Source organism: Desulforamulus reducens MI-1 (assembly GCF_000016165.1).
GTDB classification, from domain to species: domain Bacteria; phylum Bacillota; class Desulfotomaculia; order Desulfotomaculales; family Desulfotomaculaceae; genus Desulfotomaculum; species Desulfotomaculum reducens.
Genome location: NC_009253.1, coordinates 2,890,958 through 2,912,243 on the forward strand (window position 1 = coordinate 2,890,958; position 21,286 = coordinate 2,912,243).

At 46.5% G+C, this 21,286-nt stretch carries 17 protein-coding genes, 1 tRNA gene and 1 riboswitch; of the genes, 1 reads left to right on the forward strand and 17 read right to left on the reverse strand.

Annotated elements, in window-relative coordinates; genetic code table 11:
- Positions 1-32 precede the first annotated feature (32 nt).
- Together DRED_RS14255 and DRED_RS14260 are read right to left on the reverse strand one after the other, a co-directional pair.
- Positions 33-2,030, reverse strand: coding sequence for an alkaline phosphatase family protein (locus DRED_RS14255; protein WP_011878974.1), 1,998 nt, complete (start codon positions 2,028-2,030; stop codon positions 33-35).
- Between the two features lie 47 nt (positions 2,031-2,077).
- On the reverse strand, positions 2,078-3,538 hold the full coding sequence (locus tag DRED_RS14260) for an SLC13 family permease (RefSeq protein ID WP_011878975.1): 1,461 nt from the start codon (positions 3,536-3,538) through the stop codon (positions 2,078-2,080).
- Positions 3,539-3,816: 278 nt separating this feature from the next.
- Here DRED_RS14260 and DRED_RS14265 point away from each other — a divergent pair, with 278 nt between their 5' ends.
- A complete protein-coding gene (locus tag DRED_RS14265; protein ID WP_011878976.1) occupies positions 3,817-4,728 on the forward strand; it encodes a LysR family transcriptional regulator in 912 nt (303 codons plus the stop codon).
- 145 nt (positions 4,729-4,873) lie between these two features.
- Here the strand turns inward: DRED_RS14265 and DRED_RS14270 are convergent, their stop codons facing one another.
- The 15 genes from DRED_RS14270 to DRED_RS14340 form a co-directional block, all read right to left on the reverse strand.
- Positions 4,874-5,989 (reverse strand): iron-containing alcohol dehydrogenase family protein, encoded by a 1,116-nt coding sequence (locus tag DRED_RS14270; protein ID WP_011878977.1) that lies wholly within the window; start codon positions 5,987-5,989, stop codon positions 4,874-4,876.
- Between the two features lie 155 nt (positions 5,990-6,144).
- Positions 6,145-6,870, reverse strand: a complete 726-nt coding sequence (locus tag DRED_RS14275; protein WP_011878978.1) for an ECF transporter S component family protein — start codon at positions 6,868-6,870, stop codon at positions 6,145-6,147.
- Positions 6,848-8,611, reverse strand: coding sequence for an ABC transporter ATP-binding protein (locus DRED_RS14280; RefSeq protein WP_011878979.1), 1,764 nt, complete (start codon positions 8,609-8,611; stop codon positions 6,848-6,850). Before DRED_RS14280 ends, DRED_RS14275 begins: the two co-directional genes overlap by 23 nt.
- Complete coding sequence (locus DRED_RS14285) at positions 8,584-9,558, reverse strand: energy-coupling factor transporter transmembrane component T (RefSeq protein ID WP_238442533.1); 975 nt, start codon at positions 9,556-9,558, stop codon at positions 8,584-8,586. Before DRED_RS14285 ends, DRED_RS14280 begins: the two co-directional genes overlap by 28 nt.
- A complete protein-coding gene (locus tag DRED_RS14290) occupies positions 9,524-10,948 on the reverse strand; it encodes a stalk domain-containing protein (protein WP_011878981.1) in 1,425 nt (474 codons plus the stop codon). The genes DRED_RS14285 and DRED_RS14290 overlap by 35 nt, the downstream gene beginning before the upstream one ends.
- A gap of 40 nt (positions 10,949-10,988) precedes the next feature.
- Entirely contained in the window at positions 10,989-11,693 is a 705-nt protein-coding gene (locus tag DRED_RS14295) for a DUF4430 domain-containing protein (protein WP_011878982.1), read from the reverse strand.
- An 11-nt stretch (positions 11,694-11,704) separates the two neighbouring features.
- Positions 11,705-15,229: an S-layer homology domain-containing protein gene (locus DRED_RS14300; protein ID WP_011878983.1), complete on the reverse strand. Its 3,525-nt coding sequence runs from the start codon at positions 15,227-15,229 to the stop codon at positions 11,705-11,707.
- Positions 15,230-15,244: 15 nt separating this feature from the next.
- Positions 15,245-15,964 (reverse strand): adenosylcobinamide amidohydrolase, encoded by a 720-nt coding sequence (locus DRED_RS17975; RefSeq protein WP_011878984.1) that lies wholly within the window; start codon positions 15,962-15,964, stop codon positions 15,245-15,247.
- A gap of 178 nt (positions 15,965-16,142) precedes the next feature.
- A riboswitch (cobalamin riboswitch) is annotated at positions 16,143-16,344 on the reverse strand.
- 150 nt (positions 16,345-16,494) lie between these two features.
- Positions 16,495-16,568, reverse strand: a tRNA-Gly gene (locus DRED_RS14310).
- Between the two features lie 157 nt (positions 16,569-16,725).
- Positions 16,726-17,214, reverse strand: a complete 489-nt coding sequence (locus DRED_RS14315) for a metallophosphoesterase family protein (RefSeq protein ID WP_011878985.1) — start codon at positions 17,212-17,214, stop codon at positions 16,726-16,728.
- Positions 17,215-17,217: 3 nt separating this feature from the next.
- Entirely contained in the window at positions 17,218-17,823 is a 606-nt protein-coding gene (locus DRED_RS14320) for an XTP/dITP diphosphatase (protein ID WP_011878986.1), read from the reverse strand.
- 9 nt (positions 17,824-17,832) lie between these two features.
- Positions 17,833-18,570 (reverse strand): ribonuclease PH, encoded by a 738-nt coding sequence (gene rph, locus DRED_RS14325; RefSeq protein WP_011878987.1) that lies wholly within the window; start codon positions 18,568-18,570, stop codon positions 17,833-17,835.
- Between the two features lie 13 nt (positions 18,571-18,583).
- Positions 18,584-19,555: an alanine-tRNA synthetase second additional domain-containing protein gene (locus tag DRED_RS14330; RefSeq protein ID WP_011878988.1), complete on the reverse strand. Its 972-nt coding sequence runs from the start codon at positions 19,553-19,555 to the stop codon at positions 18,584-18,586.
- Positions 19,556-19,569: 14 nt separating this feature from the next.
- Complete coding sequence (locus DRED_RS14335; RefSeq protein ID WP_011878989.1) at positions 19,570-20,316, reverse strand: MBL fold metallo-hydrolase; 747 nt, start codon at positions 20,314-20,316, stop codon at positions 19,570-19,572.
- A gap of 212 nt (positions 20,317-20,528) precedes the next feature.
- Positions 20,529-21,284: an acyl-CoA dehydratase activase gene (locus tag DRED_RS14340; protein ID WP_011878990.1), complete on the reverse strand. Its 756-nt coding sequence runs from the start codon at positions 21,282-21,284 to the stop codon at positions 20,529-20,531.
- Positions 21,285-21,286: the final 2 nt, after the last annotated feature.

Consider the following 21,286-nt stretch of genomic DNA (forward strand, 5'->3'; position numbering starts at 1 on the left):
CTTCATTTTCACCGTATATTCGTTGTTAACAGCTACTGACCATATTTATTAAGTAATTGATAAAGAATCCCGCCTTCGCATTGGGCCGGCACGGGACCTCCCAGCAGATCTGCAATGGTAGGAACAACGTCCACCTGGCGAATTACCCGCTCGGTACGATAGTTTTGTTTTACACCGGCACCTGCGGCAATAAAGATGGACATTACCGAGGTACCGTGTTTGCCATAGGTCGGTAATGAGTCCCCGTGAATCCGGTTAAAATCCGGCTCCAGAATGTAGTAAATGTCACCACAGTTTTCGCCGCCCAGACCAATAATCTTCTGATCCTCTGACCGTAGTGCAAAGGCTACCACACGCTTGCCGGTCTTTTTATCTCTGTAGGCATAGAGATCATCAATAATTTTGGTAACCAGTTCATCGTATTCTGAAGGGTCCACAATACCCTCGGGATCTCGACCCTTCAGGTTAATGTATATATACCCAGAACGCTGGGCCACCGCTTTTGTTTTACTCCAATCAATGGCGGGCTTACCTTTTTCGTCATTTTTTAAGCCAATGTAGCCCAGTTCGGACATAACACCGGCATTAATACCCCAGGGATCAGCCAACAACGGTGGATTTTCTTCCCCTGCTGTTAGACCGTGGTCGGAAACCAAGAAGAGGGTCGTTTCTTGGTCCTCCATGTAAGGCAAGAACTCACCTACCCAATCATCGGACAGTTCGTAGCTCTTGGCCATCAGTTCACGGAAAAACTCATGATCCTGGTGGCTGGGACGCAGGTTAGCGGTAAACAGGTGCCCCATCAGATCCACCGAGTGCAGATGGGTATAAACCAGGGTGGGGTTGTGCTTTTCAATCAGGTATTTCAGAGTCTCAGCATGCCAGCGTGCCTGTCTTTGCCAGGATTCCAATACAATTTGTGCCAGCTCTTTATCGTGACTGGTGGAGTGAGAAACAAAGGGAATAACGCCGAATTTGTCAAAGAGTTCGCGTCCTAATTCTTCAGGGTGAATCAAGTGGAAGTCATCCAGGTTCGCCGCAAAGGAAATGTACAAACGTAACTCGGAGCCATCTGAGGCAAGGTGCATAATACGGTAATAACGACCGATCCGAACATCCTTACCATCTTGCTTGTATACATCGTAGACACATTCGCTCCAATCGGTGGTATTCACCACCACCATTGGCTCAGCATCCTTCTTACTCTTATAGATAGCTACCCGATCATATTCACCCTTTTCGTTGGCCAGAATTAATCCGTAGCGTCTGGTTTCACCTTTATTAACAATAATACCGAATTCTTTGGCACCTGCCGGGGCAGCAACCCAACCTTTGGCAGGCTTAATGGGTGTTTGAACAACATCGTGTTTGCCCGCTGCACCGTTTTCACCGTCAATGCCGTCCGCTTCGCTTAATACAATACTGGTCATTTTGAGGGAGGTATTACCCTTTTCATCGGAAATCTCTTCACTCATAAAGCAGCCGGCGCCGGTTTCATCAACCTCACAGGCTTTATAGACAGGGGCCTTGAACTCGGAATTTTCACTGGCTTTTACTACTTTTTCGTAGTCCACCTGGGCGGTGAAAAAGGGGGTTTCCGGGCAGGTTCCGTCTACTAAGATAATGTTTTTCAACACTTCGGGATCCTCGGACGGGGGCCAGGAAGTAGGATAATGGTATACCAACACTTTGTGACCGTTTTTGGCATACAAGTTCCAGATGGTTTCAGCCTTCACGATACGGGAGTTCATACCAAACTCAATTTCATCTAAGGCCTTGCCCTTAAAATGTGTCCAAAAACAGGTGATACCATGGGTACCAGGATAAGCACCGTTTCCCAGAGTGGACCAGCAGGGAGGGGTAATGGTGGGTACAGCACCCATCATTTCACAATTCTCATGGCAAGCTCCCATATCGGCCATTCTCTTTATATTTGGCAGCCTTCCAGCATCCATCAAGGGCTTCATAAAGGCCGGGTCTGCACCATCAATACCCAGCAGCATAACTCTCTTGGCAGAAATATTTTGCATAGGTCATCCTCCTTAATGTCATTTTTTACCACAAAATAAACCATATATTAGAAGAGGCCAACTAATTTCCAATAGGGATAGCAAATACAGGTTAATAAGATGAAGCCTAAAACAGAACGAATACAAAGGGCTTTAAATACATCCCGAAAGTTCATATAACCATAACCAAAGGCAAACAACAGGATGGCATATTCGTAAGGTAAGATATAAATATCCATCGCGTAGTTAAGGGTATAAACAAGAGGAAGAGCACCCAACCCCAGTTTAGCAGCTATGCCCACCAGTAAGTCTGTGAAGGTTGCCAGAGCAGCCAGAGGTGTCAGAACAAAGTTAACTGCCACACCAAAGAACCAAATAATAGCCATAATCTTTAAGGGAGATCCTTGCAGCATAGGTGCCAAGCTGCCAGCCAAAACCTTACTAAAACCAATATGACCAGCCACCACGCCGATGGAAATAGCACCGGCAATGAAGAACATAATGTTCAGGTTAATCTTTTCAAAATCTTCCTTTTCTAACAGGCCAACGCTAGGTAGGAAAATCAAGGGTAAAATTAGTACAAAGACCCAGTCTGGGGCAAAGGTAAAGTTTAAAACTGGTTGTAAAAGATACACACCAATAATAGCAACCACATAAAGCAGCACTCTTAATTCCCTAACATTAAAGGCACCCAATTGCTGGTACTGTTCAGTAACCTTTTTGCGAATAGCTTCGTTTTGATTGGCTTGGTTAATATTTTTTTGAGGTCGATAAATGATAATGGCAGATATTAATGAAAAAGTAATCCAGAATAATGAAGGAATAAAGTTATGTGCAGCCCACTCCACCCATTTGATGGGATGACCTACAGCTTCGGTGTAAAGGCTGTTCACCATGATGTTTTGTGATGCACTGGTAAGAATACCGATTCCGGAAGCAGCCCCGGCAAAGAACGCCACCAGCATTAAGACGGTAGCCTCTTTACTTTTAGGCTGATAACCCATGATCTGGCAGATACTAATGGCAATGGGAGCAAGTACAGCGAATCGCGCCAAGTTATCAGGACAAATAAACATAAGGACAACACCAATAATCGTAATGGCTACGGATAAGGAAAACACTGTGTAATTTTTCATTCGTAAAAGTGTCCAGAAAGCAATCCTTTTCCCTAAGCCGGTTACCATAATGGCTAAACCAATCAGCATGGCACCGGGAGTTGTCCAAACAGGAATAGCTCCAAAGGCATCGAAGATAACGTTAGCCGGTGCAAGACCAGAAACTAAATAAAGGACTGGCAGTGTCATGGCTACCATTTCGTTAGGTAATACCTCAACCACCCAGGTAACAACGGCCCACATGGTAAGTGCTAAAAATAACTTGTGATTAGACTCCAAGGGTATCGGTGAAAGCCAAATTGCCAAGGGTATTAAAATAGTTACGGCCCACTTTAAGAGTAATGTACTTATACTTGATGCATTTTTAGTTTTGTTTTCTGCTGATTCAATGGGTGTACAGGTCACTTCACTCATATTAAGCCCCCACTCTCTATAATATTTCTAATGTCGTGATTATGTTTATTTTCACTAAATGAATCCTAGAAAACTACATATACCTCCCCCTGATCACTTTTTGGCGTTCTTTGTCGCATCGCCGACTATGTTTTTATTTTAATTCAGGGATAAATGTCATGTAAAATACACACTAAGTATAATGGTATAGGCAAAACCTATATGTTTATAAGTTCTTTTGCGTTATAATAAAAAAGATTTCTGTTATTAGTAATAATCATCACAAAGGAGCGAACAAAGTGCGATTAGAGCAGCTGTATTACATCGTAGAAGTTGACAAACAAAAATCCATATCCAAAGCTGCTAAGCAACTTTATATTTCACAACCTTCCCTTAGTTCTGCCATCAGCAACCTGGAAGATGAATTAAATACTAAAATTTTCATTCGATCTCAAAACGGTGTTGAAGCCACCGAAGCGGGCCGAATTGTTGTTGAAAAAGCCTCCCGAATTGTACAGGAGGCTGAGGAAATTAAAAATATGTTTACCGAACAAACCGTAAAGGGTAACATAAACGTTACCACCATGCCGGCCATCTGTAATTTTATTATCCTGGAGGTATTCTCCAGTTTTAAGGAAGAATATCCCCATATAAATATTCATATTCGAGAAGAGGACAATACAAATATCCTACGGGAACTAGACAGCGGTGACACAGACATCGGAATAATTGGCCTATGTGATTATGAAAAAAAAGATTTTCTGGTAAAAGCCAGAAAAAATAATATTTATTATGAAGATCTGTTTTTAGATGAGTTATGCTTCTATGCAGGACCTAATAACCCTTTATCCTATAAGCATCAGGTGAGCATAGAAGAGATATACAATTATCCTTTGGTTATCTATAAAAATAACGTATCAGACAAGGACTTAGAGGAGTTTGGTAATACTAAACATCTAAATATTTTACGTTTTAACGACCGGGAAAGTATTAAAAGAATGGCATCTCAAGGAAATGGGTTGGCATTGTTACCCCGTGTTATGTCGTTAAATGACATCTATGTACTCTCGGGAAAATTGGTACCGTTAGATATTGCAAACCTAAAGATACCTCTCTCTATCGGTATTGTATATAAGAAGAGTTATTTACCTGTTATACAAAAGGAATTTATTTTGTACTTAAAAAACATTATTGCAAATATAATAAAATAAGATTTTTTCCGTTTAGGTTGATACCGATATTTGACCAACAGATATCCCCCTCTATACATAGTAAAAGATATGTATAGAGGGGGATATTTAATATTACTCAATAGATTTTAGCTAAGTCATTCATGGGCTGCAGGAGATTATTTATCTACACAAGTTCCACCAGGTTGCTTCTCCTCAGCATTTCATAAATATCCTTCTCCTCAGGCCTTCTGGGACAGTTGGTCAGGTTTTTGGCCTGCAGGGTTTTTTCCACAAACCTTGCCTGTTCTTCGGCGGTTAGCTTAATATCTACAGCCGGCAACACTTTATTGAACAAGTTTCCTACTTCTGCAAGGTCATGACAGCCCATTGCTTTTATTACCTGTTTCACCCTGTCGGGGGCATCCTGAGCCATAAACTCCAGAGCGGCTTTCGTGGTCACACCGTTGGCCAAGCCGTGGGGCAGATCCTTATAATAGGTTAATGGATAGCCCAGGGCATGAACTACACTTGTGCCAGTTTGAGCAATGACGATGCCTGCCAACGTGGAGGCGTAGAGCAATTCTTCCCTCTCAGCCAGGGAAATACTATCAGGGTTTATAGTTCTCAACAACTGGCCAAGGATACGGATGCTTTCCAGGGCCAACAGGTCGGAATAAACTGTGGCACGGTTGCTGATATACCCCTCGATACTATGGGACAGGGCATCCACCGCAGTATTGGCAGTGATACTCCATGGTAGGTTCAGCATATATCTGCCATCAAGGAAGGCTAGGGTTGGAAACAGCTTCTCCCCGGCAATGGACATCTTGGTTTCTGCCCAATCCACCGTCAATACGGCATAGGGAGTTACCTCACTGCCGGTACCGGCAGTGGTGGGAACTGCTACCGTTGGCAGAGGTTCATTGGTCCATTTCTTGGCCATTAAATCCTGCTGGCTTATCTCGTTAATCGCCATGACAGCTATGGCTTTGGCAGCATCCAGGGGACTGCCCCCGCCGATACCAACGATGAAATCAGCTCCCATTTCCTTAGCCCGCTGCCCCCCTCGTAATACGGTGGCAAGGCTGGGGTTTTGTTCTACCTCATTAAATATTTGATATTCAATTCCTTCTTTATGTAGGGCAGTAGTCATGTCCTCCAGGGAACCATTCTTTTTAGAAGAACTACCTCCGGTGACAATCAAGGCTCTCTTACCTAAGGCCGCCAGTTCACTGCTGTTTTGTTCTAGGCAGCCCTGGCCAAAGAATAACTTGGTGGGACAGTAAAAATTGAATTGCATAGGATACCCTCCTGTATCAGTAAAGTAATCAGTACTTGTTCCCTATTTTATCACCTATTTCCTTAAATTTTTCAACTCATAACATGATTTATCAAGCCAAAGGAGCAGTTTTTTGATACACCACAGTAGAGTCTAATATCATGCAATACTCGATTCTATGACCATGGCTCCACCCTCAACCGCCGAGCAAATCGCCGCAATATCTGCGTAAACCGTTCTCCAAAAAATAGGTAAAACATGCTATTGCCTATTGCATGCATGGCATCAATGGAAAAGCTGGCTGCATAAGTAGCCAAAAAGGTTTGCCACGTGTGGGGATATACAAACCCCAGCCAATGCCAAAGATTCATAATCCAACCATATAGGAAACCCCAACTAAAAAGAAACAAAACCATTGCCCAACGCTGTATATGAGGAAATACTTTGGACAGAAAACTGCCTGAGGCTCCAGCCAACCCCCAGGCCAGCATCTGCCAGGGAGTCCATGGACCCTGTCCCAGGAAGAAGTTGGAGACCAATGCTGCAGAAGCACCCACCATGAATCCGGCCCGTAGACCGAAAACATACCCGCTTAAAACCGTCAAAAAGGTGACAGGCTGAATGCCAGGCAAAAAAGAAAAGGGGACCCTGCTGGCAGCAGCAAGGGCTCCCAAGGCGGCAATTATAGCCAGTTCCCGGGAGGAAGCCTGCTTTTGTTCAAAGGCTATAAACAACAAGGCCAAGATCAAAAAGGCCACACCCAGACCCAGCAATCCCCAGTTTTGCCCTCCAGCTACCTGGTTACTGAAGCTACCAGCGGTTATCCATAAAATCGCTGCCACAGCCAGCCCTAGTGCCCATCTCCCCCATTTTTTACGTCTAAACAGTTTTCCTTCTCCCACTTATAATCCCCCTGCCTTTACTCCGCAACAATTCCCACCGGGCCAACGCTTCTTCTACCGTAAGAAGGGGATTGGTAAATCCCTGGCTCAACCTGCCCAATTGGGTGGTATAAAAAATTCCATTGCCCATTACATCCAAGGTTGACCCCTTACGGACAAGCCTGCCCCGATGAAGCACAGCCACATGGGAAGCAGTCCGGGCTGCAAATTCTATATCATGGGTAATCATGATAACGGCAGCACCGCCTTGAGTGTATTCTCGAAGTCGCATGGTCAACTCTTCTTTCAAGCGCACATCCATGCCCCGGGTCGGTTCGTCCAGCAATAAAAGATCCGGACGGGTAACCAGTACCGATGCAAGGGCAACCCTCTGGCGCTGACCACCGCTTAAGTCCCGGGGATGACAATGTCGGTACTCGTCTAAGTGAAAACCTTGCAGCAATTGCTCCACAATGCCATCGTCTGGCAATCCATATTGTTTCAAGCTAAAAGCAATTTCTTCTTGTACCGTATCCTGAAGCAAGTAGTCATTGGGGTTCTGGGCCAGATAGGCCAGACGCCCCGGTCTCCCTACTAGGCCATGTTTCTTGTGGCCTTTATCAACCACAGTAATACAGCCCCGACCCGGTTTCAATAACCCGGCGATCAGTTTGAGTAAGGTGGATTTCCCGGCCCCATTGGCACCCAAGATCACGAGCAATTCCCCCGGAAAAATTTTCAGACTCAAATCCTTAACGGCCTCATGACCGTCAGGATAAGCATACCACAGCCGGTCCAAGGACACCGACGGTTCTCGCCTTGGTTCCTGATCAGTCCTATGTACAGTTTCTGACAGGATGGGACCACTTATTTTCCTCTGTTCTGTAGTCCGAGAAAGACCCCGGCGAACCCCTTCCTGCCCAGAGAGCTCTTTTTGTCTATCCATGAACTGGCCCATGAACTTTCGCCCCGCCGCAATGGTGATGGGAAGTGGCTTTATCCCTATTCTGGCAAAAAAGGTGGCCACTGGCGGCAAAAAGGGAACTCCTCGTTCCACGGCCCACTCCGCCATCCTGTCCGGTGGATCATTGAAGCGCACCTGTCCTTTTTCCATGTATAACACCCGATCGGCTAGATGAAAACACCTCTCCAAACGCTGTTCTACCAAAATGATGGTCATGCCCATCTCTTCATTCAACCGCCGAAGAAAAGCAAGTATTTCTTCGGCTGCCACCGGATCTAACTGGGAGGTGGGCTCATCCAAAATCAAAACCCTTGGGCGCATGGCCAAAACCGCACCCAAAACCAAGCGCTGTTTCTCCCCACCAGAGAGTTGTTGCACTGCTTTATGAGTTAAAGAGGATAAGTTTAAAAAATCCATGACCTCTGCCATGCGCCAGCCCATTTCTTCTTCGGGCATACCCAGGTTTTCCAGACCAAAGGCCAGTTCAGCCTCCACATTGGTCATCACCAGTTGTTTTTCCGGGTCTTGAAAGACAATACCCACTTCCCTGGCCATTTGGCCTGGCTCCATTTGAGGAATGGATTGATTGCGGTAAGTTAATTGACCGCCAAAACGTCCTCCATAAAATCGGGGGATTAAACCGGCCAATGCCCGGGCTAGAGAAGATTTCCCAGACCCCGATCCACCCAAAACCAGTACGAACTCACCTTCCTCTATGTTCAAATTGATTTGATCCAGAGCCGGTTGCTGGGAATCCGGGTAACAATACATCAAATTTTTGATCGTAAAGATGGCCATCGGTTCCACCCCCAATTTAAGAGCATTGGTACAGAAAGTCCTGAAAACAAGGCTATGAATATCCCCAGCCCCTTTTTGTCCATCAGCAGGGGATCCAGTGCCGGATAAAAAGTAAAAAGCAAGCTGCCTTCCCAAATTCCATAGAGGAACACCGCCAAGACGATAAATATACCGGTCAGGCAGATACTATCCCGGGGCCGCCAAAGATCCCGGCGGTAGCGGGTGCGGGGACCACTGTTAAACCCTCGGGCCTCCATGGCTTCCGCCGTCTCCAATGCGTCTTCCAAAGACGAATACAATAGAGTTTCCACCAGACCACCATACTTGCCTAGCCGTTCCCGTCGGGATCCCTGTTCAAATTGGACACCCCTCAGTCGCTGGATTTCCTGGATACTCTTCAGCCTTTGGGCCACGGTGGGAAACAAACGGGTGGCCAAAGATAGCACCAAGGCGGAGCGAAAAAGAGTCCCTGAAAACAGAGAGAGAATCTGATCGGGATGAACCATACGACTAAAGAGAAAAAATAAACTAAAGGCATTTAACAATTTTAAACTCATGGCAGCTCCATAACAGATGGCCTCCAAAGTTATGAACATGTGTCCCAACAAGGGTAGTTTTGGCCCCCACCAGAGGATAGTTTCCCCTGCTCTGACAAAAAGCGGGTTGACAAACAGCACAATGACACTCATCATCAGGCCAAGCCGCATATAATTATTCCAGTCTTCGACGCTTCTAAGCCCCTGGGCCATGGTGGCTGACAAACAGAGCGTGCCTACCAAAAATACGGGATGGTCCAGGAGCATGATGAGAATAAGCATGCAAAGGAAATAACTCACTGCAACTCCCGGATGAAAGCGGGTTAACAGCGGCGTTAAAGTAAAGGTGTTTTCCCCATTCCCCATATGTTTTTCCTCAAGGACGGATAATAACCGCCTGTTCCCTTTCATCCCAAGATACTCTATAGCCAAAACCCTCGGCTACGAAACGAGCCGGGAGAAAAATCCTTCCCTGTTGCAGAACGGGTTCCACATCCATCTTCCTTTTCTGTCCGTTGACTAGGTTATATTTTTCTCCTAGCACCAATTGCACCTGCTGTTGTTCATGTTCTAGAGAAACCCTTTGCGTCTGTTGGTCCCATCGGATACCGTTGTCCCGAATACCCAAGGCCTTGGCCATGTATCTCACCGGAACAAAGATACGTCCTTCTTGTACAAGGGGGGCCACGTCCATCGGCTCCTTTAGGGTGCTTCCTTGTCTGCTCACCCCATAGGTTGCTTCACCGGGCTGAAAGCGTACTTCATCAACCAAAGCAAGGATTGACGGGGAGAGACTTTCCTGGTTGTTACGTTCTTGAGACAATCCCCTAAAAAATGGTTGGGAAGTTGCTAGGCTGTATAGCCCAAGGGCTCCCTGGGCTGTGGCCAGGGTATTGGCCCCGCCTCCTTGGAGATGGGCAAAGGCACCATCGGGGAGTTGAAAGGATTGTAACGCCTCCAGCAGTCCGCCTTTTTTTTGCCAGGGTTTATCTGCAGGATCGGCTCCTACCGCCAACAATCCGCTGATAACCATAAAGGTGCTTTCGGGATTCTCCACCCCCCAGGATTGGAAGCCGCCTGATTTCTGTTGTGCCCCTGCCAGATAGGCCAGCGCCTTATCCACCACGGGACTGCCGACCCTTTCTCCCAATGCGCCCAAAGCTATCAGGGCCATGCCAGTGGAATCCACATCAGCGGTCTCTCGATTCTGAACATCCCAGTTAAAGGAACCATCGGCATGCTGTTGAGCAATTAAATACCCAAGGGCCTTTTTGCGGCTTTCTGCCGCCCAGGGTTGACCATGGGCAGCCAGAAGAACTGAAACCCACATGTGGGTATTGTTAAGTCGGCTACCGCCCTCCACCAAATTGTCAGGAAACTTGCCACTGGGCAGTTGGGATTGACACAACCTCTGAAACAGATCATCCCCCTCAAAATTACCGGGATCCTTTCCGGCGGCCAATAGGAGGAAAACCAAATTTACATAATCATTGGTTTCCCCAGACTCACGGGTATAGGCTGCCTGTTCTGCAATGGCTTTATGGATGGATGTCTCTTCCATGGCTCGGCCGCTCAACTTTAAGGCCATGTACCCCCAATGTGGCAGGCTCCCCTGCCTTTTTTCCAGAGCAGACAAGTAGGCAGTGGCCTTAGAGAATGACTCCTGGGCCTGCGTATTTCCAATAGCCAAGGCTGGCACCATGGCATTCACTAACATAATAAACGTGGTCAATATAGCAATATATCTGGCTTTTAGAGATTTTCTAACATAATGCATCCTATGATTGGTATGTTCATTCAAAATAACGGTCCTCCTTTCCCTCTTAGAGCTAACTTTAACTTCAATCAGTTTTTTTCTGAACCAATTCTTCCCACTGGGGTCCGTTGGAGTTGATATCGGTACTGTACCACCAGATCACCCGATCCCCTGGCTCCACCTTTTGTTCTGTTGCCGCCACCATAGGTACTTGACCGTTTACCTTATACATCCAGCCGTTCATTCCTTTGTTATGCTGACCGGCAATACTGCTTACAAAGCTACTAGTCTGCATGCCATAGCGTAACCCGGTGGCATGGAGCACTCCCATGGCCGTCATGCCCCACGGGTTATCCTGGTTGATTTCCAAATCCTGAGGTCCAAAAAGCACCTCCCCCTGTTGACCAACCACGGCGATACCAATGAGAAGATTTTTCACAGGGGTTGTCGTGGCTGGTGGCGTAGGGGAAGTACCCCCTTGAACTGGGGATGGATCCTGTTTGTCAATATTATTTTTTTTATCTAGAATCTTTTTTTGCCCATCAGAAGTTACCTTTGACTCCTGTGACTCCTGCTTTTGCTTTTCTTTCGGTTGTGGGTCCGTTACTTTATCACCCGCGGGAGATGCCAAAGGGGGTTGACTCATTTGTTCCTTTTGAACCGGGGGCGGGTGACCAGTGCCACCCGCTTGACGATTATCCTGTTGACTATAGATGATTGAACCGAACAAAACAGATACCACAACCGCCAGGATTACCCAGTGCCAACCAAATAGACCTGCTTTTTTCACCCTTTATCCACCTACTTCATAGATACTAAACGATGGAGTAGCACAGCGACTTCTGCCCGGGTAGCCGGGTTTTTGGGTCGAAAGGTATTATCTTCATATCCCTTGATTACGCCCTGGTCCAACATGGTCGCAACACTTTCGGAAGCCCAGGGTCCAATGGTCTCCCGGTCGTTAAAGGTCACCGGTTTTTCCCCTCCGGTCAATTGGAAAGCCCTCACCAGCATCACCGCCATCTCTTCCCGGGTCACCGGATGATGCGGGTCAAAGGTACCATCCGGATACCCGCTGACAATCTTAGCCTTAGCAGCAGCGCTTACCGGAGAGGCAAACCAGTCGGTGGGAGAAATATCTGAGAAGGGGTACATATCACTGGCAGAGAGATTTTTGATGCGAGCCAATAAGGTAGCCAGTTCGGCCCGGGTAATGGTACGGCCCGGTTCAAAACGCTCCTCAGATACGCCGCTAATAATCCCCTGACCAGCCAACGATTCAATGGCGTCCCGGGCCCAGTCAAAGCCGGTTAAATCAGCAAAAGTCTTTCTGGCTGGTTGAGGATCCATGGTTGGCGTAGTTGTTTTTCCTGTCACCATATAGCGGGAGAAGTGGGAAATACGAGCCATGATAAGGCTTCTCTCTGCATCAAAAACAGCAGGCAATGCCACCCAGGTTTTTTCTTGGGGATTGTACCAAGAAAAAACTAGGTTTTCTGGCTGAACATTTTCGGGCAAAGCCACTTGAATGGCCACCGTTACCGGTTCGCTAAAAGTCAACCCCTCAGGTCCCATGTGGTAAACCGGAGAAACAGCTCGGAATCCTTCGGGAAGTTTCTCCCAGCCTTGGATACTGCTGTTGATGTCGGATGGTGACATAGGCAATGGTGTTTCTTCACGGACGGTAATTTGCGCACTAGCACCAAGGGCATTGGCCGGGATCACCAGAGCCATTTCTTCTCCTGCATCGGAGACAACCGCCCCTTTATTGGCTTCCACCTGTTGCTCAATCTCTACTCGATTAGCTTGCAGCTTTTTTTGCCGTTCTTGGGCTTCTTCCCCCTTCATCAGTTTATCAGGGGCAACCACCGCCACCGCCTGCTTTACATCACTTAGCGACCCCAAAACAGAAGTGCTGCCTGCAATGCCAAGTACCTTCTGAATATCCTCCAAGGTTTTTGCAACACTGCTTGTAGGTTGTAAAGAGGACGGGAGTAAGTCCACTTGTTCTTGCACAGATGAGGGGATGTTCGAATTAACCGCCGGCTGATTGGACCAACTTCCATCAGTTGCAGTTTCCCAGGTAGGGCCGGGATTATTGATGTCCAAGCTGTACCACCAAATAACCTTATCCCCATCCTTAACAGGCTGATCCTTAGCCATAACCATGGGGGTTCGTCCGTTAACCATATACATCCAACCCGTCATACCCTGGTTGGCTTCTCCTTCAATGGCCGTGACGAAACCGTCTCGGTCACTGTAACTAAGCCCGGTCTGGTGTAAAGCTTCCATAGCAGTCATGCCCCACTGGCCAGTTTTTTCTACAGTGACATAGGAGGGGCCAAACAGCTTGCTACCTGTTTTTCCAACCACTATCACACCTACACTGGCAGTATCTACCCCAGGTGTGTTACCGCCGTCCCCTGGGGTAGAACCGCCGGAGGAGGGAGTAAAACCTAACGTGTGAAAGGCATTTAGGGCTATGGTGGCGCCAAAAACATTTTTGCTGTCACCAAAGCTACCATCATTGTTTAGGGATTTTTCCAGCAGCCAGTCCACGGGGCTTTTGCCCTCACCACTTTTTAATTCCCGGGGATCCTGGTTCAAACGCTTCATGGTTAGGATCATCTCGGAAGTGTCTACCACCGCATCGTCCCAGCCAGTTTGATAGCTGCCATCATTCCTTTGCTTTTCTTTAAGATAGTCCACCCCTTTTTTGATACTGGCAGCAACATCTGCATCGGTGGCATAGCCCTTTAGGTAGGTTAAGGATCGAACCGCCTGGGAAGTGGCCATAAAGTCGGGATAATCTGGGTATGTACTATCCCATGCTCCCATGTTGTCCCCATCACTAATCTGCCGATCGAGCAGGAAGATCCTGGCATCGTCCTTAATGGCATCTATCTGTCCCTCTGTCCCCAGGGCCAGATACGCCCATACATCACCAAAGAGGTTGTTGGAAAAGCCCTGAGACGAATGCTGATCATGTAATAAAAACGTCAGCTTCTCCACACGCTCGGCCTCTTCAAATCCCTTCATGGCCAATAGGTTTAAACCTACGGACTTAGCCTGGGGAACTTTGGCCCAAAGAGCATTTTCACCTGCGTACTGGTCATAGGTAAGTCCTTGTTTTTTTAAGGCAATTAGCAACTCGGCTGCCGCGGTACTGCTATCTCCGCTGACAGGTAGGGCTGCCGTATCCTTGTCTTGTACACTCTTTAGGTAGGTTAAGGCGTCATCGATGGCTTCCCCTGCCACATCGGAATCAAATTTCGATAAAGCAGTCACCGCCTGGGCGGTCAACTCCGAATCCTTGGGTGTATATGAAGTACCATAGGCTTTGCCTGCCGGAGTGCCCCACTCATCATGGTCTCTTTGGAATTCATTAAGGTAGGTCAGGGCATTAACCTGATCCACACCGGTTAGTTGGTTGGTTTCCCCCAAGGCTCTTAACACAGCCACCTGGTCAAAGACGCCAAAATCTCCGCCTGAACCGAAATAAACCTGCCCTTCTTCTGTAACAGAAGCTTTGCTACGTATAGCATCGCCCAGTTGACTCACCTTTTCATGGGTTGGTTCAAGGGCATATAGAGCACCTAAATGTTTAGCCAATTCAGTGGCTGATTTATCGTTGGCATTTTCTGCAGCATATACGGCTTCGGCTACGGCTTTGTCTTGTAAGGAAATTCCGTTTTTTACCCAGCCATCCTGGGTTAAGTCTTCTCCGGCAGTTTTTAATGCTACAACTGTTCGAGCATCAAAGGCGGCAAAACCGCTGTTACTATAATCCTCTGAAAGGGGATAACGGCTTTTCAAAAAAGCAACGGCCTTGGTGATAGCCTGTTCCACTCTTTCTTTTAAGGCTCCGTCCAAATCATCTTTGATCAGAGCCAGGGCTTCTAAGGCTATTTTGGTTCCATATTCGTTAGCATAAGGCCCAAAGCTACCATCCGGATTCTCGTGAACCAGAAGGTAAGTAATCAAGCTGTTTTTTTCCAATCCCAGTTCGTGTCCGATGGTGATGGCGTCCGTAGCCTTAACCAAGTCTTGTTTGGCCGACGGGCAATATGGTTTTGTCCACTTGTCAGAACCCAAATCTTCCCCAGCTAGGGTTAAAACATAAGCCGTATAGCCGTCCAAACTTTCCCCGGCCATATATTTTTCATGTATGAACTCTACGGCTTTGCCAGCTAATTCTCCTCCACTGGCTGTTGTAGGTTCGTTGGCAAACGCAGAAAAAGGAAGTAGCAGATTGGTTAAAAAACATACCATGAACAACAACACGATTCTCTTGCCAATCGATGAATTAAAAAAGAGGTTTCCCATTACACATTTCTCCTTCTAGTTATCTGATATTGCTTGACAATATTTTTGAATAGCTCCGGTTAGAGTTCTTTGAACGCCGTTGGCCAATAGACAGCCGGTTACAGTAGTGGGGCCGGCATAATCCGCCAAAGGTCCTTTGGGATTTCCCGCCACAATGACAGCATCGGTACCCGTACCAGTGGCCGGAAAACCCGACTGAAGACATCGAACCCCCATCTCTCCCAGAGTTCTGGTCTTGGCTTCAGTAATGGTTTGCACCGCATTAACCAATCCTCCCGGTGTCAACGAATGGGACAAAAAGGCCATGATGTTGATGGTTCCCGGACAGGGCTTGGTTTGAGAAAAACAAACCGTTAGGCCTGCCGCACAAGCATTGCTCAAGCCAGCGGTGGTGATGACCACAGCCTCCTGGGTTCCACAAGCCAGTTGAGCCCATACGCCATGACTAACCCAGGCGGCTGTCATTAGAGCAGAGCAAGCGTCTATTTGACAAAAAGGCAGGGTTGCCTCTAACCATTTTGTCATTTCCTGGTTTGGGTTGCAGGCATCATAATTTTTGGACACCTGTCGATTTAGAAAAAGAAGTTTAGTACCAATACCCCCACCCAAGACGCCGGAGCCAATGGAAAGCCAAGGTTCATTAGCCTCTACCAGAATACACTTTGAAGTTACCCGGCCTCGCAATCCAGACAGCAAATGGATTGGCGTGTCGGGCTTAGGCGAAAACATATTCATCTTCACGGACAGCCCTCCATAGATTGTTTTTCCTCAGTGATAAAAAAACAATACATCTCCTTTGCTATAAAATAATTGTTTGTACTAAGCACAAATAAACCTTACCCAAAAAAGGTAAGGTTTATTGAAGTAAGCCACTGGCTTAGTGCCTCTCACCTTCCCATCGACCGTGGGTATATTCTGGTGAAACAAACAGGTAGGTCTCCTGACTTAGAATCATCAAAACTTCACGTCTTCCCAGTTGATTACCTCATCGGCTTAAACCAGTGACACAGGTGTGAAGATTTTCATCCATACAGTGGCGGGACCGCGCCGGCTTTGCACCGGTCTTCCCTTTTAACGCTTCTTAATAATAAGCGGCCTGTTTCTTCTGTATAAAATTGTATAAATTGATATAACTTGGATATTAATCTTTATTCAATATATTTCTATAAAATCCTCTAACTTATATTTATTTTTGTATTAAGTTAAACAAAAAAGAAGCATAACGTATCCATAGCGGATATTTATGCTTCTTTATATAAAATAAATGGAGCGGGTGAAGGGAATCGAACCCTCGTAATCGGCTTGGAAGGCCGACGCTCTACCATTGAGCTACACCCGCATAATCTTATGGAATCATACTTTTCACCGGAACGAATATTATTATATCAAACTCACAGCAATTGTCAACAGTATTTTTACCCTTTGTTTTTTAATTTCAACAAATTATCAATCAGGCCACAGTTTTTTCCGCGGCCTGATAAATTAAAGACTACTTCTTAGGGATAAAAGTAATCAATATGGAAAATTTCTGTATTTATCTTATTGCCTTGTATTTCAATAAGACCCACTGAGGGTCTTTTCCTACCCCTTGGCTGTACCGGACTTCCCGGGTTGATGATCATAATATTATCAATAACCCGAAAATCAGAAATATGAGTATGTCCATAAATGGCCACCTGAGCCCCTAATTCCTTTGCCCTTTCCAAAATGGAATTGGTACCATACTTTACACCATGCCGATGCCCATGGGTTATGAATATTTTAAAACCTTCCACCTCTAGTAAATCTTCAATGGGGGCATCACCAGGATAATCACAGTTACCCATGACTCCCTTGGCAGGTACCTCCAGGGTAAAGGCCAATTCATTGCAATCCCGATAGTGATCCCCAGCATGGAGAATGAGGTCCACCTTCCCTATATGTTTCATTATATGATAAATGGGACCCAGCCTACCGTGGGTATCCGCTAAAACCAAAATACGCAATCCTTAAACCTCCTGGTGAATGTAAAGGCGGTTTAGAATCTCCATTGCTTTTTTTAGAGCTTTCCCCCGGTGACTAATGGAGTTCTTCTTTTCCATATCCAATTCTGCAAAGGTTTGTTTATATTCCGGCACGTAAAACAGGGGATCGTAGCCAAAACCACCCTCGCCCTTTAATTCTCTTAAAATAACCCCCTCACAGCTTCCTTCCGCTGTGTGAATCCTACCATTAGGTTCCGCAATGGCTATGACACACCGGAATCTGGCTGTCCGATGATCCTGGGGAACTCCTTCCAACAGACTTAATAATTTAGCATTGTTTGCCGTATCGTCCTTGGGTTCCCCAGCAAAACGGGCTGAGTAAACCCCCGGCGCACCCTTTAATGCATCCACCTCTAAACCCGAATCATCGGCCAAAGCCAATTCTCCGGTAAATTCTGCTGCGGCCAGAGCTTTTTTAATGGCATTGTCTGCAAAGGTATTTCCGTCTTCCTCTACCTCTGTAAAACCCGGAAATTCGCCGATGGAAACTACCTGATACCCGCAGGGTTTTAATAGCTCGGCCAACTCTTTCACTTTGCCTTTATTGTTGGTTGCTAAAACTAACTTCAAAAATTACACCTACCCTATCTTAGCTGCTATATCTCCCAGTACCTGGCGCTGAACCTTATTTAATTCTTCAATACCCGCTGCGGCTAAATCCAGAAGTTGATTCATTTCTTCTCTGGAGAAGGTGGCTTCCTCCCCGGTACCCTGAATTTCAACAAATCGCCCTGTTCCAGTCATAACCACGTTCATATCCACTTCAGCAACAGAGTCCTCTGCGTAGCACAGGTCAATAACCGGTCTGCCCTTGACAATCCCTACACTGGTAGCAGCTATAAAGTCACTGACGGGTATTTTCTCTAGCATACCCTGTTCAACCAATCTGTTCAAGGCAAAAATCATTGCCACATAGGCTCCGGTAATGGATGCCGTACGGGTACCCCCATCGGCCTGAATAACATCACAATCCATTGTTAGGCTACGTTCACCCAAGGCTTCCAGATTCACCACTGAACGAAGGGCACGACCAATCAGTCTTTGAATCTCCATTGTTCTACCACCAAGTTTTCCTCTGGCTGCTTCACGGATGGTACGGCTACCGGTGGCCCGGGGAAGCATAGAATATTCGGCAGTTACCCAGCCTTTGCCTAATCCCTTCAAGAAGGGCGGTACCCTTTCTTCCACGGTGGCAGTACAAATAACCCGCGTATCTCCTACTTCAATCAAAACAGAACCCTCAGCGTATTTGTTATAATTAGGTGTCATGCGCACTGGACGTATTTGTCCCTGCTTTCTTCCGTCAACTCTGTCCAAATGGATTGCCTCCTTAAGTAATCTGTTTGGAACGCCTGCGTGCCCTCCGCATAAGCTGGAACTGATCCGGTGGGGTTACGAGGCTGTCTCCTTCTACCACAGGTCCCACCAGACCCACCAAAACGTACAACTGGTCAATGGGGTCCCATTTAAATTCTTTCACCAGTCGGAAGTTCATAATCTCACTGGTTCTCTTTACGTGCAGGCGTGGCCCTGTACAGGGAAAAACAAGACTTTCCCCTATTTTAATATTTGTCTCATCGTGATAGTAAATACAAATATCCTTATCAATAACTTCTTTAACTCTTTTTTCCAATGAATTAAGGTCGATATTGGGTATTTCTTCAAATTCTAGCACAAAACCATGCTTAATATCGCTGTGAACTTTGGGTCTCTTAATCCCAAATTCATGCTCCAAGACCAGCCCTGTGATATCCTCGGCGGTATGGGCCATTTTTCTATAAATCAGGGATTCATAGACAATATCGACAATCTCCTGGGGCTCCGGCCCAAAAATATTGGGTCTGGTTACAATAACCTCTTCTCCGATACCAATAAGAATCTGAGCATTCATTTTCAACATAGAATAAAGAAGGTCAAAATGCTCCACAATAACCCGTCGATCATGCTTAATGGCCTCCTGTACAGCTTCTACAATGATCCATGGTTGCGTAAAGGCCATTTCAAAACGCATATCCAAATGATACGTCCGACTACGAAAATGTTTTTTTTCAAAATCATCTAGTAATGGCAATGGACGAACATTGATTCCATCATCATCATTAGTAAGCTCCAAACCCGGAAACATTCCCCGTATGAGTAAGGATTTACCTGCCCCGGCATCCCCCACAAAACCAATTAAGTGATCCTCCGGACTGAGGTAGCGATGGGCTAAGTTGCCGCCCAGGGCCAGTAAACGGTAGCGTCCCCTGGGCGCAAAATAGACCGCATGCATTAAATACTCGTGAATAATCGATACTGGCAACGCTTCTCCCCCTTTTATATCACGATGGTAGCTCCTTCCCTGGCTAGTTCTGTGGTCTTACCAAATCCCTCCTCCGCCTGTCTTTGCAATTTTGAGAGAACATATTCGGGGTAAAAGTGAGTGATCATTAAACGTTTTGCACCGGCTGCCGCAGCCACTTGCCCTGCTTGACGGGCAGTTAGGTGCTTTTCTTTTAGATAATCGGCATCCTGCTCTAAACCACTGGCCTCACAAAGTAATAGGTCTGCCCCGATGGCCAGTTCAATTAAGCCTTCATTGAAAGCGGTGTCCCCGGAGAATATAAACCTTTTGCTTCCCTCAATGGAAATGCTGTAAGCCGGCAAATTATGTTTTGCCGGAACAAACCTGGCTTTTAGCCCTGCCATTGTTATTTCCCGAGGATCAGGTATTTCATCAATTATATGAATTTGAAAGGCTTTCGTAAAGTCTTTAATCCTTTGAAAATCCTCCGCGGGGCCCGTTGGCATGTAAAGGGGCACCAACCTATTCATCCGCCCCTCTCGATTAGCGGCCTCGATGGCATGTCTCAGGGAGTAAATATCCATGATATGATCTGGATGCAGGTGGCTAAGAAATACCGCATCCAGGTCCTCAATGTTAATGTGCTGTAGCATTTTACTTAATATGCCATTACCCGCATCAATAAGCAGATTACACCCGTTATCCTGCAATAAATAGCCGGAGCAGGCACCGCTGACCCGGGGGTAAGGCGCCCAGCAGCCAAGGACGGTAAGTTTCAAATTTTATTGCACCTCACAGTTGTTAACTTTCAGTCATTTTTTAATCGTTCGTTGTTAGCTTTGAGCAGTGTACATTTAGCCATGAGCCGTGGGCCATGACTTTTGGGTATTCCTTTGGGGTCAACCTTGGGCCTTGCCGTGAGTTTTTAGTCTTCAGTGTAAGTCCTTAGGCTAATAACTCATGGCCGACCCCGAAGACCATCCCTTAAGCCTCACCCCAAAGCAAAGGCACAGCACCCAATGGCTCCATTGTACTGGGGGTGTTGCGGTACCACCACGGGTACCTTCATTTCATTCTCTATGATTTTAACCAATGCCTGGCTATGGGCAACCCCACCGGTAAAAACAATGGTATCCGTCAGCAATTTGCTAAGCATCGGTTTAATTCTCTTAAAAATGGTATAATTTACCCCAGCCCCCAGAGCAGAAATGGGGTGACCTTCCACCACTTTGCCAATTAATTCTGTTTCTCCAAAAATAGCGCAGGTAGAGTTCAGGTCCACCGGGTTTTCATCATAATAGGCCAGTTCATCCATATCAATATCAAGCACCGCTGCCATGTTCTCCAGATAACGGCCAGTGCTGGCCGCACATTTATCGTTGGTTTGGAAATCCATCATTCTCCCCTTGGACACTAAAACTACCTTACTATCCTGCCCCCCGAGGTCCAGCAGGGTGAATTCAGAAAGTCCCGTTTGGTGTATGGCCCCTAGTACATGGGCTTTTATTTCAGGTAAAATGTCCGCCCCTTTTAAATTAATGGTCTGTCTTCCATAACCAGTGGCTACAATCTTTTCAGGTAACCCTATCCCCAGAGCCTCCAGATCCACCAGTAGTTCCCCGTTTACGCTTTTACCGTGTTTTCGGTAAAAAGATACTGTGTCAAACTTACGAAAAGAGAGGCCGCCATCCTTATCCATTAAGGCCACTTTTACATTCCGGCTGCCTAAATCAATACCGCAAATCAATG

What these genes read in the sequence shown, in the direction of transcription:
- DRED_RS14255 (WP_011878974.1), bottom strand. Translation starts at nt 2,030, where the DNA reads ATGCAAAATATTTCTGCCAAGAGAGTTATGCTGCTGGGTATTGATGGT.
- DRED_RS14260 (WP_011878975.1), bottom strand. Translation starts at nt 3,538, where the DNA reads ATGAGTGAAGTGACCTGTACACCCATTGAATCAGCAGAAAACAAAACT.
- DRED_RS14270 (WP_011878977.1), bottom strand. Translation starts at nt 5,989, where the DNA reads ATGCAATTCAATTTTTACTGTCCCACCAAGTTATTCTTTGGCCAGGGC.
- DRED_RS14280 (WP_011878979.1), bottom strand. Translation starts at nt 8,611, where the DNA reads ATGGCCATCTTTACGATCAAAAATTTGATGTATTGTTACCCGGATTCC.
- DRED_RS14285 (WP_238442533.1), bottom strand. Translation starts at nt 9,558, where the DNA reads ATGAAAGGGAACAGGCGGTTATTATCCGTCCTTGAGGAAAAACATATG.
- DRED_RS14300 (WP_011878983.1), bottom strand. Translation starts at nt 15,229, where the DNA reads ATGGGAAACCTCTTTTTTAATTCATCGATTGGCAAGAGAATCGTGTTG.
- DRED_RS17975 (WP_011878984.1), bottom strand. Translation starts at nt 15,964, where the DNA reads ATGAATATGTTTTCGCCTAAGCCCGACACGCCAATCCATTTGCTGTCT.